General features: G+C 72.4%; 12 protein-coding genes. 4 read left to right on the forward strand and 8 right to left on the reverse strand.

Annotated elements, in window-relative coordinates; all coding sequences use genetic code 11:
* Positions 1-3: 3 nt before the first annotated feature.
* On the reverse strand, positions 4-780 hold the full coding sequence (locus ABZ910_RS13355; RefSeq protein WP_361363023.1) for a hypothetical protein: 777 nt from the start codon (positions 778-780) through the stop codon (positions 4-6).
* A gap of 237 nt (positions 781-1,017) precedes the next feature.
* A complete protein-coding gene (locus ABZ910_RS13360; protein ID WP_361363026.1) occupies positions 1,018-2,145 on the reverse strand; it encodes a M12 family metallopeptidase in 1,128 nt (375 codons plus the stop codon).
* 76 nt (positions 2,146-2,221) lie between these two features.
* Between ABZ910_RS13360 and ABZ910_RS13365 the strand changes: the two genes are divergently transcribed.
* Positions 2,222-4,057 carry a LuxR C-terminal-related transcriptional regulator gene (locus ABZ910_RS13365; protein ID WP_361363029.1) on the forward strand — a complete coding sequence of 612 codons (1,836 nt, stop codon included), beginning with the start codon at positions 2,222-2,224 and terminating at the stop codon, positions 4,055-4,057.
* Here ABZ910_RS13365 and ABZ910_RS13370 read toward each other — a convergent pair.
* A complete protein-coding gene (locus tag ABZ910_RS13370; protein WP_361363032.1) occupies positions 4,054-4,449 on the reverse strand; it encodes a hypothetical protein in 396 nt (131 codons plus the stop codon). The genes ABZ910_RS13365 and ABZ910_RS13370 overlap by 4 nt on opposite strands.
* An 88-nt stretch (positions 4,450-4,537) precedes the next feature.
* Entirely contained in the window at positions 4,538-7,114 is a 2,577-nt protein-coding gene (locus ABZ910_RS13375) for a CHAT domain-containing tetratricopeptide repeat protein (RefSeq protein WP_361363389.1), read from the reverse strand.
* 223 nt (positions 7,115-7,337) lie between these two features.
* On the opposite strand from ABZ910_RS13375, the gene ABZ910_RS13380 reads away from it, so the two are divergent.
* The 3 genes from ABZ910_RS13380 to ABZ910_RS13390 are packed head-to-tail and all read left to right on the forward strand — an operon-like array spanning position 7,338 to position 9,924.
* Positions 7,338-8,774, forward strand: a complete 1,437-nt coding sequence (locus tag ABZ910_RS13380; protein ID WP_361363035.1) for a S8/S53 family peptidase — start codon at positions 7,338-7,340, stop codon at positions 8,772-8,774.
* 59 nt (positions 8,775-8,833) lie between these two features.
* On the forward strand, positions 8,834-9,409 hold the full coding sequence (locus ABZ910_RS13385) for a sigma-70 family RNA polymerase sigma factor (protein WP_361363038.1): 576 nt from the start codon (positions 8,834-8,836) through the stop codon (positions 9,407-9,409).
* A gap of 5 nt (positions 9,410-9,414) precedes the next feature.
* The gene (locus ABZ910_RS13390; protein ID WP_361363041.1) at positions 9,415-9,924 is read left to right on the forward strand and encodes a hypothetical protein; all 510 of its coding nucleotides are present in this window, start codon (positions 9,415-9,417) and stop codon (positions 9,922-9,924) included.
* A gap of 68 nt (positions 9,925-9,992) precedes the next feature.
* On the opposite strand, the gene ABZ910_RS13395 is transcribed toward ABZ910_RS13390, so the two are convergent.
* The 4 genes from ABZ910_RS13395 to ABZ910_RS13410 form a co-directional block, all read right to left on the reverse strand.
* Positions 9,993-10,787: an N-formylglutamate amidohydrolase gene (locus ABZ910_RS13395; protein WP_361363044.1), complete on the reverse strand. Its 795-nt coding sequence runs from the start codon at positions 10,785-10,787 to the stop codon at positions 9,993-9,995.
* A gap of 129 nt (positions 10,788-10,916) precedes the next feature.
* Positions 10,917-13,136, reverse strand: a complete 2,220-nt coding sequence (locus ABZ910_RS13400; protein WP_361363047.1) for an NADP-dependent isocitrate dehydrogenase — start codon at positions 13,134-13,136, stop codon at positions 10,917-10,919.
* A 129-nt stretch (positions 13,137-13,265) separates the two neighbouring features.
* Positions 13,266-14,363 (reverse strand): mechanosensitive ion channel family protein, encoded by a 1,098-nt coding sequence (locus ABZ910_RS13405; RefSeq protein ID WP_361363050.1) that lies wholly within the window; start codon positions 14,361-14,363, stop codon positions 13,266-13,268.
* A 208-nt stretch (positions 14,364-14,571) separates the two neighbouring features.
* Positions 14,572-16,113: an amino acid permease gene (locus tag ABZ910_RS13410; RefSeq protein WP_361363053.1), complete on the reverse strand. Its 1,542-nt coding sequence runs from the start codon at positions 16,111-16,113 to the stop codon at positions 14,572-14,574.
* Positions 16,114-16,147 lie beyond the last annotated feature (34 nt).

The following is a 16,147-nucleotide window of genomic DNA, read 5'->3' on the forward strand; positions in this document are numbered from 1 at the left end:
CGGTCACTCCAGCACGGGCGGCTCGGGCGACGGCGTCTTCCCGGCGAGGACGTCCTGCAGCCGGCCGGTGCCCAGCTCCACCGCCGTCTCCGTGGTGTCGTGATCGGCCCCGCCGACGCCGCCGTTGGTGAGAGCGATGCCGGATGCGCCGACCCGCACGACGGCGACGTCCATGGAGAGCGTGGCGGGTCCTCCGCCCGGCGTGCCCTGCATCGTCACGGTCATGCCCTGCCGGGCGTCACCGGCATTCGGCAGCTGGATCTCGATGACCTGCACCGCTCGCTTGCCGCCGTCGGAGCCGGTCATGGTGAACTGGCCGCACTTCTGCGGGATGGTCTCGAGCCATGCCATGGATGCCTTGAGATTGGCTTGGCCGTAGTCGCCGACCTGGTACACCAGCCGGGTGTCGTCCTCCTCGAAGCCGGTGAGCGCCGACGCGCCCGCCGGCTTGCCCAGCAGATTGTTGTTGTAGAGGCCGTCGAGCAGCCTCTGGCAGTCCGCCGCGTCGCCCTTCCTGGTGAGGAACCCGGCGACGTCCACCTTTCCGTGGAGCAGCTGGTCGCGCCATGTCGCCGCGTCGTCGACCTTCGTCCAGGCGTCCTCGATGTCGCCCTCCGTGATCAGCGCGGCCTTCGCCCCGGCCTCGGTGAGGCGCGGTGGGGGCGAGGCGGTCGCGGCCGCGGTGGCCTCGCCGTCGTCCGAGCAGCCCGTGGTGACCAGGAGCGCCCCCGCCGTCAGGGCCGCGGCCAGTACACGCGCAGAGCGGGTCGAGCGGTGCATCGTGGCTGCCTCCTCGGAACGCGGTACGTCCCTTTCACGGCACCACTGCCCCTGCCGGCCGACCAGTGCGCCGGGCCGTTCGGGTGAAGGGTTCGCGTGGGAGGAGGGGGAATGGTACTCCGGTTCGGCCGGTGTGGCCGAGGACGTCCCCTCCCCCGAAGGTGACGTCCTCGGCCGTTCCCCCGGTGCCGGACTGTGGTCCGGACGTCCGCGCGGCGCGGTTCCCGCTGTCGGCGGTCACCAGCACATGACGGCTGTCTCTCCCGATCCCCACGTGGAGTACAGGCGTACGCGGACGAGATAGCGGCGGCCCTTGACGAGCCGGACCCTGATCGCGGTGTTGTGCGGTGTGCCCCCGTCGTCCTGGCCGGAGAGGTAGCGCGGCTCGCCGTCGCGCTCCTCGAAGACCACGACGACACTGTCGCCGTCCCCGAAGGTGCCCACCGTGTACGTGCGGGTCTCCGGCGGCTCCACCGTGAAGTCGGCCTGCTCGCCCGGGCCGAGGCGCAGCGGCGCCGAGCGGAACGGCACCAGCGCGGGCGGCCGGGGAGGGGAGCTGGGCGGATACCAGCGCCGTACGAACTCCTGGTCGGCCGGGGACAGGGTGCCGGGCGGCTGCAGGCCCGCCCGGTACTGCTCCGGCTCCAGGATCAGACCCGACGCGAAGGGGTACTCCATGATCGACTGCGGGTCCCAGACGCTGCCGTTGACCTCGGACGCATCGAGCTTGCGCAGGATGTTGGAGAACGTCTTGTCCCGGCTCCAGAAGTTCGGCGGCCCCGCCAGGTCGGCGTACACGGCCTCGTCGTCCCAGTGGATGCCGGCGTACGGGCTCTGGTGCTCGTGCAGCATGCCCAGCGCGTGGCCGATCTCGTGCAGGGCCGTGCCGCGCCGGCCGGGTGCGGTCAGGTCCCAGCCCAGGTTCATGGTGCGCTCGCCCCGCCCCACCGAGAGCGCGTCCCGGCCCACCGTCGACCAGGAGCCGTCGCCGTCCTGGAACCCGATGCGCAGCTCCGCCTCGTGGCGGTCGGCGACCTCGGCGAACGTCACGCCGAGGCCGAGCTCCTGCCATTCCCGGAAGCACTCCCGTACGACGTCCTGCTGCTCCTTCGCTCCGGCCCACGTCACTCGGCGCATCTGGCCGGTTCCGGGAACGGGGATCACCGAGGCGTCGGCGGCGGCGCCACCCCCGTTGCGGCCGCCGCCGACGTCCTCGCCCCCGTCGTCGAAGAAGTAGTAGTGCAGGACCGTGCCGTTGACCCACATCCGCCGCCCGCTCAGCAGCGCGCTCAGCCGCTCGGCGGTCAGCCCGGGCGCGAAGGCCGGGGCCGCCTGCGGCGGGAGCGAGCAGTAGCGGAAGGTCACGCGTACAGACTGCCGTCCGCCGTGGCCCGGCGCCTGAGTCGGGGGCTACTCAAGTCCCCCTGTATCAGGTGTGAGTATGCGCGCTCTGAACCATGTGACGACTTACGAACAGGGCGCCAAGACCGCCAAGACGCTGGAGCTGCCCTGGCCGTTCACCGGCCGGGAGAGCGAACTCGAGCTGATCCGCCGGTCCTTGAGTGCCGGACGGCACGGCATCGTGGTGACCGGACCGGTGGGCTGCGGCAAGACCCGGCTCGTCACCGAGGTGGTCCGCGGCGCCGACTGCGCCCGGGTGACCGGGACGCCCGAGGCTCGGGGGCTCGCCTTCGCCGCGTTCGCCCACCTGCTGCCCGAGGCGGTCTCGCCGCATCGGGCGGTGCAACTGCTCTCCGGGGTACGCCTGTTGGTCGTCGACGATGTGCATCTTCTCGACGAGGCCTCCGCCGCCCTCGTCCACCAGCTCGCCGTGCACGGACACACCCGCCTGGTCGTGGCCGCCGCCGACGACGGTCCGCTGCCCCGCGCGGTGTCCAGGCTGTGCACCGGCGAGCTTCTGCCGCGCCTGGCCCTTGAGCCGCTGCCCCGCGAGGAGACGGCCCGGCTGCTCGCCGCCGGGGGCGCTCTGGAGCCGTTCACCGCGAACCGGCTGCACCGGGTGTGTCAGGGTGATCTACGGCTCCTGCGCGATCTGTTGGGCGCTCTGCGCACGACCGGCGCGCTGACGTCGGTCCCTGACACGGACGAGTGGGCGTGGCGGGGACCGCTTCCGGTGACCGCGACCGTGCGGGAACGGACGGCCCCGGTCCTGGACCGACCCGACCCCGGCGAGCGGGCCACCCTGGAACGCCTCGCCTTCGCCGAACCCCTCCTGCCGCACCTGGACGACGAGTTCGAGCTGCCCGTCCTCGAACACCTGGAGTCCGACGGGCTGATCCGCATCGACGACGGCGGCGCCGTTCACCTCGCCCACCCCTTGCACGGCCCCGCACTCCGCGCCACGGCGGGCCGTCTGCGGGCCCGCCGCCTGACCCGTACGCCCGAGCAGTGCGCCCCGGCCCTGGCCGCCGAACAGCGGGATCTGACACGCGCGATCGAGGAGGCCGACGTACGGTCGGTGGCGACTCCGGTGGGGGAGTGGCTGGTGGAGGAGGGCGCATCCGTGCCGGTCGGGTACGCGGCAGTACGGGCGCGGTTCTCGCGACTGCGCGGGGAGCTGCGGGACGCGGCGGCGTGGGCGCGGGAGGGGTTGAGGGGGGAATCGGAGGATGCCGCCTGTCGCAGTGAACTCGTCCTGGCGACGGCCCAGTCGGGGGAGCCGCAAGGCGGCGGCTCGGCGGGGGAGGCGGCCGTCTGGGTGGCGGCCGCGCGTGGTGACATCGACGGCGCCGTACGGGCTGTCGTAGGGGACGGGGTGTACGCCCTCTACGACGCCGTACGCCTGGGCGCTCCCGAACGCGTCGCTCAACGTCTGCCCGGCGAAGGGGTGTTCGCCCGCCACGCCGACGCCCTCGCCCGCGGTGACGGAGCCGCCCTCGACCGGGCCGCCGAGGAACTGGAGCGGCGCGGCTTCCTACTCTTCGCGGCCGAGGCGCATGCCCAGGCCGTCCGCGCACACCGCGACCCCCGTGCCGCCCGTACGTCACGTGCCCGTGCGGTCGCCGCCGCCCGCCGCTGCCAGGGCGCCCGCACCCCGGCGCTGTCCGGGCCGGCGCTCGGCGAACTCACCGCCCGGCAGCGGCAGATCGTCACCCTGGCCGCGGCGGGACTGAGCAACCGGCAGATCGCGGAACGGCTGACGCTGTCGATCCGCACGGTGGGCAACCATCTCTACAGCGCGTACGTCCGGCTGGGCGCGAGCGACCGGGGCGCGCTGCCGTGGCTGCTGGAATACCCGGACGCGGCATCGGCCTAGCCGGCTACCGCGCCGCCCTTCCGCTGCTCATCGGTGCGCCGGTCCGTGGAGAGGAGCCATCGCCAGCGAGGGCGTTCCGTGACGAGGGTGGCGGCCACGAGGAGAGAGACGAGGACCGCAGCATAGGTGGGCCATGCCGACCATGCGGCGATCGTGGCCGCGGCGAGCTGGAGCAGCACCAGCAGGATCGTGACCGCACCCGGGACCGGGACGATCACCTGAGCCTTGTCTCCCGGAGTGGAGAAGACGGCCGGGAGGCCGATCAGCACCACGACCGACAGGACGGCGAGCAGCCATGAGTAGGCGGACAGGGCCCACGGGGTGGCCACCCAGGCCACGAGTTCCGTGGTGAAGCGCAGAGCGGATGAGATGCGGTCGTCCGGTCTTTCCATGTTCGTCCCCCCCACGAGCTGTGTCGGCCAACAGCGGGAGATCCTACGACGAGTCATGCAACGCCGGAGGCTCACCAGGGCGGTTGGCTCAGGCCGCCCCGAAGGCCGCGAAGGCCCAGCCCGTCGCCTGGTGCAGTGGGTCGCCCGGGAGGGCGTCGCGGGCGTCGCGGAGGGCTTCGGCCAGGGAGAGCCCGGCGTCCAGGCCCTTGTGCAGGGCGAGCATCAGGGGCACCACCGCGGCGTCGTTGACCGGGGCGCTGCTCGCCACCACCCCCGCCGTGCCCAGCGGCAGCAACGCGGTGACCAGGCCCAGGAGTTCGTCGGCACCCACGGAGGCCAGGCGGGCGGTGTCGCAGCTGGAGAGGATGATGCGATACGGGCTGCGGGTGAGGCGTTCGAAGTCGTGCACGATGAGCGGGCCGTCGGCCATCCGCAGCGACGAGAACAGCGGGCTGTCCGCGCGGAACGTACCGTGCGCCGCGATATGGGCCAGTGCCGCCCCGTCGAGCTCCTCCAGCACGCGCGGGACCTGTGCGTCGTCGTACGAGAGGACCGTCGCCGTACCGTAGCGGTCGGCCAGCTCCGGCACTTCGGCGCCGCCGGTGGCCAGGCCCGGCCCGCGGACGAGCACATGCCGTCCGCCCTGCGGAGGCTCGGTCTCACGGGCGCGCAGCCAACTGCCCGCCGACGGCGACACGCTGAGCACCCGGTCCCGCAGCGAGGGCAGCAGCGCCCAAGGCACCCGGTGCAGTGCGCCGGGCGGTACGACCACGATCGGGCCGGAGCCGAGGTACGGCACGGCGCCGCCGAGCAGCAGCCGCTCCAGACGTAGACCCGCCGCCTCCACCAGCGGCAGCCGGCCCTCCGCACCCGGGTGGGCGAGCCGCCGTAGCCCCGCCTGGACGTGCTCGGCCTCGGCCACGGCGTCGGCCAGCGCGCCGCCCTCGAACCGCCGTACCCGCCCCTGCCCGCACAGCAGCACGTGCACGCGGCCGTCGAGCACGGCGAGTTCGACCAGCCGGGAGTCCGCGCGGCCGTCGCCGAGTCGCGCGAGGAGCCGGGAGGTGTCGAGACGGCTTCCGCCGCCGGGCGCGTCGCCGCGCGTGTGATGGGTGCGGGAGCGGATCTCCCGTTCCAGGCGGCGCTGTTCACGCTCCAGCGCGGGCACCGGGTGGCCGTCCATCCGGGCGGCCTCCGCGCGGGCGGCGATCTCCCGGAACGCGGTCAGGGCGCCGAGCAGCACCGGGTCGGCGGGCGGCCGGGTGGGCGGAGCGGACAGCACCGTGGCCCGCCAGCGCTCGCTCCACTCCAGCAGCCGCCGGGGACCGCCCCGGGCGAGGGCGGCCTGCTGGGCGAGGGCCGCGAGTTCGGCGCCCTGTGCGGTGGCCCGGGCGCGCAACTCTGAGGCGCCGAGCGTCATCCGGTGGTCGTCGAGCACGTCCAGCCCGCGTCGGCACGCCTCCAGGACGCCCCGGACGGAACCCGCCGCCCGTGCCCGCAGCGCCTGCGCCGCCCAGCCCGTCATCCGGGCCGGCGGCGGCCCGCCGAGCCTGCTGCGCGCCGCCACGGCCAGATGCCGCTCGGCGTCCTCCGTCCAGCCCAGGTCGAGCGCGATCCGGCCCGCCAGCAGCGCGGCCTCCGGGGCGGCGGGCGCGCCGAACGACGCCAGCCGTTCGGCGACGGCGGCCGCGTCCGCGACCAGCCGTCCCGAGCTGCGGCCGGTCGCGCGCCGAGCCTCGATCAGGACCAGCCGGGCATGCGTCTCCCACCAGGTGCGCCGCTGCCCGGCGAACAGCCGTACGGCGACGGCGGCGCGGGCGATCGCGGTGTGCGGGTCACCGGCCGACCGGGCGGCCCGCGCGGCGGCGAGCAGCAGTTCGGCCTTGCGGGTGGACTGGCCGCCGATCCGGTCCAGCGCCGCGATCGCCGCGTCCGCCTCGGCCAGCGCCTCCGGGGCCAGCCCGGCCGCCATCAGCACCTCGCAGCGGCGGATGTAGAGCATGAAGGACGGCGTGCCGAGCTTGGCGTACCGCCCCTCGGCCTCGTCGAGCAGCCGCAGCGCGGCCGGGATGTCGCCCGACCGGAACGCCGCCAGCCCCCGGCTCTCCACCGCGTCCGCCTTGTCGTGCTCCTGGCCGGTGGTCTCCCACAGCCGCTCGGCCGCGGTGAAGTCGGCATCCGCCCGGTCCACCGCACCCAGCGCCAGATGCACGGTGGCTCGCAGGGTCAGCGCCCGCGCCGTCCAGATCACGTCCTCCGCCTGACGCAGGACGGGGATCGCCCGGCGCACGTCCTCCAGCGCTTCGGGGTGATGGCCCAGCACCCACCAGACATAGGCGCGCCGGTACAGCACCCGGGCCCGGGTGTGCCCGCCGCCGCGCGCGACACCCTGCTCGAAGGCCGTCAGCCCCTGTCGCGTGCGCCCCGCGTGCACCAGTGCGACCCCGAGCGTGCCGAGGACGTCCGCCTCCCGGTCGGCCGACCCGGCGCGAGCCGCATGTTCGCGGGCGCGTCGCAGATGGTCCAGGGCGCTGCGGATGTCGCCGAAGTCCCGCTGCCAGATGCCGATCACCTGGTGGGCGACGGAGGCGTGCAGCGGCGACGGATCGGCCCGCAGCACCGACTCCGCCCGGGCCAGGGCCTGTCGGGGGTCGGCGAACACCATCGGCAGCAGTTCGAGCACCGAGTCGCTTCCCGCTGTCACGCCTCGGATGGTACTGGCCACGGCAGGGGCGGCACACCGAGACGGACACCGGCGCGCACCACCGTCTCCCGCTCCACCGTCCGCGACCACCCTGTGGCCGACGGCGCCGTATGAGCCGTGCTGTATCAACCGACGCCTCCACGGCTCTGATTGACGACCACCGCCCCGGCCGGGAGGACACGCCATGGCACCTCAGCGATTCCACGAGCAGTTTGACCAGATCCAGCGCTCGATGCCGGACGTCCCGCTCGCCATGGGGCCCGACGACTCCGCCGAGTTCTTCTACGAGAAGGGCGTCGTCCTCGCCCGCGACGGCGAGGAGGCACAGGTCGTCGAGGACACGGTGCGCGCCCACTTCACCGAGACAGCCGGCCTGGTCGCCGACCATGTACGCAGGGCGGGCCCGGAGACCAACCGGACCGGCATCACCCGTATCCAGGTGGGCGATCCGGGCCACGGCGACCGCAGCGGCGACCGCGCCGTCGCCCACGCGCTGCGCGCGCTGCGGGCGGCGGAGGGGCGCCGGGGACACCGGCTGGTCAGCCGCAACCACGTGGTGTCGATCGCCGTCAACGCCTGCCCCGGCGACGAGCCCGTGCCCGTCCCGCTCACCCAGCCGCCCAATCCGGCCGCGGCCGACACGCCGTACGACCGGGACACCGCGGTCGGCGTCCTCGTCATCGACACCGGCCTCATGCACGACCACCGGTCCTACCCGCTGCTCGCCCACACGCGGGGCGACGCCCAGGTCCGGGAGACCGACGACCAGGGTGTCCTTCAGCAGTACGTCGGCCACGGCACGTTCATCGCGGGTCTGGTCGCCGCCGTCGCGCCCAACACCGATGTGACGGTGGGCAACTCGCTCAACGACGCGGGCGCCATCCTGGAGTCCGACTTCGGCGGCAAGCTCTTCGAGGCCGTCGACCGGCACGGCTGGCCCGACATCATCAGCCTCTCCGCGGGCACCTCCAACGGCCGCACCGACGGTCTGCTCGGCATCGACGCCTTCATGCGCGAACTACGCGGCCAGCACACCCTGTTGGTCGCCGCAGCCGGCAACAACGCCAGCGCCACACCGTTCTGGCCCGCCGCGTACGCCGCGCTCCCCGGCTACGAGGACGCCGTGCTGTCGGTCGGTGCCCTGCGCGGGGACGGCGAGTTCGGCGCCTGCTTCAGCAACCACGGCCCCTGGGTGCGGGTGTACGCGCCCGGCGAGCGTCTCACCAGCGCCCTCACCGGCTTCGACGCGCCGGTGCCGTACGTGTACCAGCACTCGACGTACGACGCCTGCCGGTACGGCTTCACCTACGCCTGCACGTGCCAGTCGCCGCGTCACACCGGCGTGTTGAGCGAGACGCGGGAGAGTTCGTCGGGCAAGCCGGACCAGGTGATGTTCGAGGGGTTCGCGCAGTGGAGCGGCACCTCGTTCGCCACCCCGGTCGCCGCCGGCCTCGTCGCCGCCCACATGACGGCGCACCAAGAGCGCGACCCGCGCGCGGCACGCGGCCAACTGCTCACCAGCGGCGTCGAATACGCCGAAGTGCGCGGGGCGCATGTACCGGCGCTCCGCCCACCCACCTGGCGCCCGGTCCCGGTCGTGCGACTGGCTCCTCCGGCATGAGAGCCGGAATTGCCCCCTCCACCGCGTACGATGGCATGCCGTACTCGAGGGGTGGGGCCGTGGACCGAGTTGAGGTCGGCGCGTCGGTCCGGGCCGCCGTCGACGGCGACGCCGCGGCCTGGAAGGCGCTCGTGGACGGACTGAGTCCGCTGGTGTGGTCCGTCGTGCGCGCGTACCGGCTGTCCGACGCCGACGGGCACGAGGTGTACCAGACCGTGTGGTTCCGCTTCGCCCAGCACCTCGGCCGTATCCGCGAACCGGACAAGGCGGCTTCCTGGCTGGCCAGTACGGCCCGCCACGAGTGCCTCAAGGTCATCAGGGGGCTGGCACGGATGATGCCGACCGACGATCCGTACGTCCTCGACCGGATCAGCGAGGACCGTACGCCGGAGCAGTCGGTGATCGACTCCGAGGAGGCCGCCGCCGAGGCGGAGCGCGTCCGGCGCCTGTGGCAGGAGTTCGAGGAACTCGGCGAGCGGTGCCGGCAGTTGCTGCGCGTCCTGATGGCCACGCCACCGCCCGCCTACGCCGAGGTGTCCGCGGCGCTGGGCATCGCGGTGGGCAGCATCGGACCGCTGCGCCAGCGCTGCCTGCGCCGGCTGCGGGCCCGGCTCGACGCACGGGGGGCGGTGTGAACGGCATGGACGACGCAAGCGGTACGGGCGACATGGACGGCGTGGGCGCGTTGTCCGGCGAAGGGGCCTTCGACGAGGGTGAGTTCGACGACGGACTACTGGAGGAGGAGCTCCGTCAGGCGGCCGCCATCCTGGACCCCCTTCCCACGGCGCTGCATCAACTGGCCGTCGACGCCTATGTGTTGCACGACATGGACGCCCGGATCGCCGAGCTGGAATTCGACTCCCTCGTCGAGGCTCTCCCGGTCAGGGGAACGACGGACGTCCCCCGGATGCTGACCTTCCGCGCGGGCGAACTGACCGTCGACGTCGAGGTCACCGGCGACGGCCTGATGGGGCAGGTGCTGCCGCCGAGCCCGGCCCGCATCGAACTGCTCGGCGGGCCGCAGGCGGTGACCCCCGTCCCGGTGGACGACCTGGGCCGCTTCACCAGCGACACACCGGCCGCCGGCCCGTTCGCACTGCGGCTGCGGACCGGCGGGGAAGTGATCGTCACGGAGTGGCTGCGGGCCTGAGCGCGCGGCCCGTCACCAGGTCACCGCCAGGGTCTGCGGCCCCCCGGATCATGGTCTTGCGCGCCAGGTCACCTCTCGCCGTCGACGAGGGCCGCGAGGGCGGACGCGAGCCGGGACAGTCCCGGCCCCGCCGGCCCGCCCGGCTCGGCCATGTACAGGTCCCGGCGGATCTCCACCATGAGCGCGGCGACCCGTGGCTCGGTCCCGTGGAACTCCAGGGGTACGTACGCCCCGCCGAAGGGGCTGTCGAGCCCCGTCTCACCGCACCCGGCGAACGACACGCGGGCCAGCTCCGTCAGCTCGGGCGGCGTGTGGAAGGCGTCCGTGCCCAGGCAGATCGGCGGTCGCGGGCCGTCGCCGTGCAGCTCGTAGGGAAGCGGCTCGGTCGGGTAGGAGTGGACGTCGATGACGACGGCCCGCCCGGTGGCGGCGAGCCGCTCGCGCACCGCCTCCGTCATCGCCCTTGCGTACGGCCGGAAGTAGCGGTCGAGCAGCGGCTCGGGGTCGGTGTCATCGGGCCGTAGCGCCGCCCGGTGCGTGGTCCGGGTGTAGACGGCGCCCATCCCGACGGCCCGCATCTCCTCCCGCTCGTCCGGGAACCGCTCCGGATCGACGACCAGCCGCGACAGGCGGTTGACGAACCGCCACGGGGTGAGCCCGGCCAGCCGGCCCGCGCGCCGGGCCATCTCCTCCGTGTGCGCGTCGGTGATGTGGTCCAACTCCCGCGTCAGCGCGGCGTCGTCCAGCACGATGCCCTCGCGCACGTCGGACGGTATCTCCCGTGCGGAGTGCGGCACGTGCAGGATCACGGGGGAGTCGTCGGCGCCGGGCAGGAGCTCGAAGGACGGTACGGCGACGGTCATGCGGCTGCTCCCGGGGCGTCGTCGGCGGTGTGGTGCGGGCCCAAGGTGTCACACCGACATGCCTCCGCCCCGGCCGGGCAGTGCCGGACGGGGCGGAGGGACGGGCGGGGCGGCCGGAGGCCGCTCGCGTCAGCTGAGGGACGCGAGCGTCTCGTTCCAGGTGGCCGACGGGCGCATCACCGCGTCCGCCTTGGCCTTCTCCGGCTGGTAGTAGCCGCCGATCTCGGCCGGGTTGCCCTGGACCGCGATCAGCTCGTCGACGATCGTCTGCTCGGCCGTGGCGAGCGCCTCGGCGAACGGGGCGAAGGCCTTCGCCAGCTCGGCGTCGTCGGTCTGCTTGGCCAGCTCCTGCGCCCAGTACATGGACAGGTAGAAGTGGCTGCCGCGGTTGTCGATGCCGCCCACGCGACGGGTCGGCGACTTGTTCTCGTTGAGGAAGGTCGCCGTGGCACGGTCCAGGGCGTCGGCGAGCACCTGGGCGCGGGCGTTGCCGGTGGTCTTCGCGTACTGCTCCAGGGACGGTACCAGCGCGAAGAACTCACCCAGGGAGTCCCACCGCAGGTAGTTCTCCTTGACGAGCTGCTGGACGTGCTTCGGGGCGGAACCGCCGGCGCCCGTCTCGAACAGGCCGCCGCCCGCCATCAGCGGGACGATCGACAGCATCTTGGCGCTGGTTCCCAGCTCCAGGATCGGGAACAGGTCGGTGTTGTAGTCGCGCAGCACGTTGCCGGTGACGGAGATGGTGTTCTCGCCGCGGCGGATGCGCTCGACGGACAGCTTGGCCGCCTCGACCGGGGGCAGGATGCGGATGTCCAGGCCCTCGGTGTCGTGCTCCGGCAGGTACTGCCGGATCTTGGCGATCAGCTGCGCGTCGTGGGCGCGGGTCTCGTCCAGCCAGAACACGGCCGGGTCGCCGGTGGCGCGGGCGCGCGTGACGGCCAGCTTGACCCAGTCCTTGATCGGGGCGTCCTTGGTCTGGCAGGCGCGGAAGATGTCGCCGGCCTCGACGGGCTGCTCGATCAGGACGTTGCCGGTCTGGTCGACCAGGCGGACCGTGCCGGCGGTCGGCACCTCGAAGGTCTTGTCGTGGCTGCCGTACTCCTCGGCCTTCTGCGCCATGAGGCCGACGTTCGGGACGGTGCCCATGGTCGACGGGTCGTAGGCGCCGTTGGCGCGGCAGTCGTCGATGACGGCCTGGTAGACACCGGCGTACGAGGAGTCGGGGATGACCGCGAGGGTGTCGTGCTCCTCGCCGTCCGCGCCCCACATGTGGCCGGAGGTGCGGATCATGGCCGGCATCGAGGCGTCGACGATGACGTCGGACGGCACATGCAGGTTGGTGATGCCCTTGTCGGAGTCGACCATGGCGAGGGCCGGGCCCTCGGCCAGCTCGGCCTCGAAGGACGCCTTGATCGCGTCGCCCTCGGGCAGGGACTCCAGGCCCTTGAGGATCCCGCCGAGGCCGTCGTTCGCGGACAGGCCGGCGGCGGCCAGCGTCTCGCCGTACTGCTCGAACGTCTTCGGGAAGAAGGTGCGCACCACGTGACCGAAGATGATCGGGTCGGAGACCTTCATCATCGTGGCCTTCAGGTGCACGGAGAACAGGACGCCCTCCTGCTTGGCGCGGGCGATCTGCGCGGCCAGGAAGTCCCGCAGGGCGGCCACGTGCATCACCGAGGCGTCGACGACCTCGCCCTCGAGGACGGGCACGGACTCGCGCAGCACGGTGGTGGTGCCGTCCTCACCGACCAGCTCGATCTTCAGCGCGCCGGGCTCGGTGATCGTCACGGACTTCTCGGTGGAGCGGAAGTCGCTCTGCCCCATGGTCGCCACGTTGGTCTTGGACTCGGGGGTCCAGGCGCCCATGCGGTGGGGGTGGTTCTTGGCGTAGTTCTTGACCGAGGCGGGGGCGCGGCGGTCCGAGTTGCCCTCACGCAGGACCGGGTTCACGGCGGAACCCTTGATCTTGTCGTAGCGGGCGCGGATCTCGCGCTCCTCATCGGTCTTCGGGTCGTCCGGGTAGGCCGGCAGCGCGTAGCCCTTGGCCTGCAGCTCGGCGACGGCGGCCTTCAGCTGCGGGATCGACGCCGAGATGTTCGGCAGCTTGATGATGTTGGCCTCGGGCGTCTTGGCCAGCTCGCCCAGCTCGGAGAGGGCGTCCGCGATGCGCTGGTCCTCCCGCAGGTACTCGGGGAAGACCGCGATGATGCGCCCGGCCAGCGAGATGTCCCGGGTCTCCACGGCGACACCGGCCTGCGAGGCGTAGGCCTGGACCACCGGCAGGAACGAATGCGTCGCCAGGGCCGGGGCCTCGTCTGTGTAGGTGTAGATGATGGTCGAGTCAGTCACCGGGTGCTCCGCTCTCCACGTCTGCAACATTGCTCGACATCAAGATATCTCGTGAGCGACCCGTACTCGACAGGGGTCCGCGACGAGCGAAAGACGCGCACGTCGCAGACGTCGCGGACCCCCCGGCGGTCAGTCGAGCCGCGCGGAGTCCACCTCGCCCGGCTTGGGCTCGGCGCCGCGCTGCTGCGGGATCACCACGGAGCCCTGCTGGAGTGCCACCGTCCGGGTGGGCGACGGAATGCGGATGCCCTCCTCGCGGTAGCGCCGGTGCAGCCGCTTGATGAACTCGTGCTTGATCCGGAACTGGTCGCTGAACTCGCCGACGCCCAGGATGATCGTGAAGTCGATGCGTGAGTCGCCGAAGGTGTGGAAGCGGATCGCGGGCTGGTGCTCCGGAACCGCGCCCGTGACCTTGGTCATGACCTCGTTGATGACCTCGGCGGTCACCCGCTCCACGTGGTCGAGGTCACTGTCGTAGCCCACCCCGGCCTGCACAAGGATGGTCAGCTTCTGCTCGGGCCGGGTGAAGTTCGTCATGTTCGTCCTGGCGAGCTCCCCGTTGGGGATGACCACCAGGTTGTTGGAGAGCTGGCGCACGGTCGTCTGGCGCCAGTTGATGTCCACGACATAGCCCTCCTCACCGCTGCTCAGCCGGATGTAGTCACCGGGCTGGACGGTCTTGGAGGCGAGGATGTGGATGCCCGCGAAGAGGTTGGCGAGGGTGTCCTGCAGGGCGAGGGCGACGGCCAGACCGCCGACGCCCAGGGCGGTCAGCAGGGGCGCTATGGAGATGCCCAGGGTCTGCAGCACCACCAGGAAGCCGATGGCCAGGACCAGGATCCGGGTGATGTTGACGAAGATGGTGGCCGAGCCGGCGACCCCGGAGCGGGACTGCGTGACCGTCCGGACCAGCCCGGCGACCAGCCGGGCCGCCGCGATCGTCACCACGAAGATGAGCCACACGGTCAGTACCTGGTTGACGTGGTGCTGGATCGTCCGCGTCAGCGGCAGCAGTACGGCCGCGGCCTCCACGCCGCCCGCGATCGCCGCCCACGGCACCACCGAGCGCAGGGCGTCCACGACCACGTCGTCGCCGCTCCAGCGGGTGCGCTTGGCGTGCTTGGCCAGCCAGCGCAGCAGCCCACGCGACAGGAACGCCGCCACCAGGCCGGCGGCCAGCGCGATGCCGGCGAGCACGAAGTCGTCCAGGGTGACGGCGCGGTTCACCGGTCACCTCCGCCGGGACGTGCTGCGGCGCCCGGGGCCGCCGACGGACGGATGTGAAGTTGCGTCACGTTGTCACCTGCTCGTTCTCACGGATGTGCGAACGCGCCGGTCGATACGGAGATCCGGTGACCGACGCGATCGCTCATCCTGCCGTATCCGGTACGGCAGTTCGTAACGGGACCGGCGAGGCGGGCAGGTGAAGGGCAGGTCAGACGATGTCCTCCGCGAGGCGGGCCTGGTCGCGGTCGCTGCCGTAGGCGGCCGTGGTGGGCGTTCCGTAGGAACGGCGGGCGACATACCACCACACACTGGCCAGGACCAGGACGACGACGAGGGCCACCGCGGCGTAGTTCATCGTGTCGACGGTGACCGGCGACGACTGCGGCAGGCAGAACAGCACCGTGACGAGTGCCACCCACACCACCGCGATCCAGCCGACCGGCCTGCTCCACCGGCCCAGGTTCCACGGGCCCGGCTGGAACCGGTCACCGGCGCGCAGGCGCAGCAGCACCGGGATGGCGTACGCGGGCGTGATGCCGATGACGTTGATGGCGGTGACCGCGCCGTACGCCGTCGCCGAGTACAGCGACGGCAGCGCGAGCACGCCCGCGACGACCACCGACAGCCACACCGCGGCGACCGGCGTCTGGGTACGGCTGCTGACCCGGCGCCACAGAGCCGAGCCGGGCAGGGCGTTGTCCCGGCTGAACGCGAACACCATGCGGCTGGCCGCGGCGACCTCGGCGTTCCCGCAGAACAGCTGGGCGACGATCACCACGAGGAGCAGGGCGACGGCGCCGCCGTGGCCGAGGCCGTCGAGCAGGATCTGCGCGGGCGGCACCCCGGTGGCGCTGGTGCGCGTGCCGTCGTAGTCCTGGATGGCGAAGGTCAGGCCGGCCAGCAGCACGAAGCCCGCGATCCACGAGACCCAGATGGAGCGCACGATGCCGCGGGCCGCCGAGACGGACGCCTGGGAGGTCTCCTCGGACAGGTGGGCGGAGGCGTCGTAGCCGGAGAACGTGTACTGGGCGAGCAGCAGGCCGATCGCCGCCACGTACAACGGGCTGTGCCAGCCGGTGTCGTTGACGAACTTCGTGAACACGAAGGACGCGGACTGGTGGTGGTCGGGAACGAACGCCAGCGCGCCGACGATGAGCGCGACACCGGCCAGGTGCCACCACACGGAGACCGAGTTGAGCAGGCTGACCAGCCGGACGCCGAACAGGTTCAGTACGGCGTGCAGCAGCAGGATGCCCACGAAGATCAGCATGGTCTTGCCGGGCGTCGGGTGGAAGCCCCACTGGATGCTGGCGAACGCGCCGGAGAACAGGGCGGCGCCGTAGTCGATGCCGGCGATCGCGCCGAGCAGGCCCAGCAGGTTCAGCCAGCCCGTGTACCAGCCCCAGCGACGGCCGCCGAGCCGGTCCGCCATGTAGTACAGGGCACCGGACGTCGGATAGGCACTGGTGACCTCGGCGAGCGCCATCCCCACGCACAGTACGAACAGGCCGACGCCCGCCCAGCCCCACAGCATCACGGCGGGACCGCCGGCGCCCATGCCGAAGCCGTACAGGGTCATGCAGCCGGACAGGATCGAGATCACCGAGAAGCTGATCGCGAAGTTGCCGAAGCCGCCCATGCGGCGCGCGAGCACCGGACGGTAGCCGAGCTCGCGCAGCCGCTGCTCCTCGTCGTGCTGCGGTACGCCTGGGGAATCGGCCTCTATGGATGGTTCAGAGGTGGGGGACATGCTCGGGCCTCCGGGTGGTCGGTGGAACGGGGTG

It is taken from the genome of Streptomyces sp. NPDC046805 (assembly GCF_040645355.1).
Classification (GTDB): Bacteria; Actinomycetota; Actinomycetes; order Streptomycetales; family Streptomycetaceae; genus Streptomyces.

Coding starts and splice junctions, on each gene's coding strand:
- ABZ910_RS13355 (WP_361363023.1), bottom strand. CDS start 780: ATGCACCGCTCGACCCGCTCTGCGCGTGTACTGGCCGCGGCCCTGACG.
- ABZ910_RS13365 (WP_361363029.1), top strand. CDS start 2,222: ATGCGCGCTCTGAACCATGTGACGACTTACGAACAGGGCGCCAAGACC.
- ABZ910_RS13370 (WP_361363032.1), bottom strand. CDS start 4,449: ATGGAAAGACCGGACGACCGCATCTCATCCGCTCTGCGCTTCACCACG.
- ABZ910_RS13375 (WP_361363389.1), bottom strand. CDS start 7,114: ATGGTGTTCGCCGACCCCCGACAGGCCCTGGCCCGGGCGGAGTCGGTG.
- ABZ910_RS13380 (WP_361363035.1), top strand. CDS start 7,338: ATGGCACCTCAGCGATTCCACGAGCAGTTTGACCAGATCCAGCGCTCG.
- ABZ910_RS13390 (WP_361363041.1), top strand. CDS start 9,415: ATGGACGACGCAAGCGGTACGGGCGACATGGACGGCGTGGGCGCGTTG.
- ABZ910_RS13395 (WP_361363044.1), bottom strand. CDS start 10,787: ATGACCGTCGCCGTACCGTCCTTCGAGCTCCTGCCCGGCGCCGACGAC.
- ABZ910_RS13410 (WP_361363053.1), bottom strand. CDS start 16,113: ATGTCCCCCACCTCTGAACCATCCATAGAGGCCGATTCCCCAGGCGTA.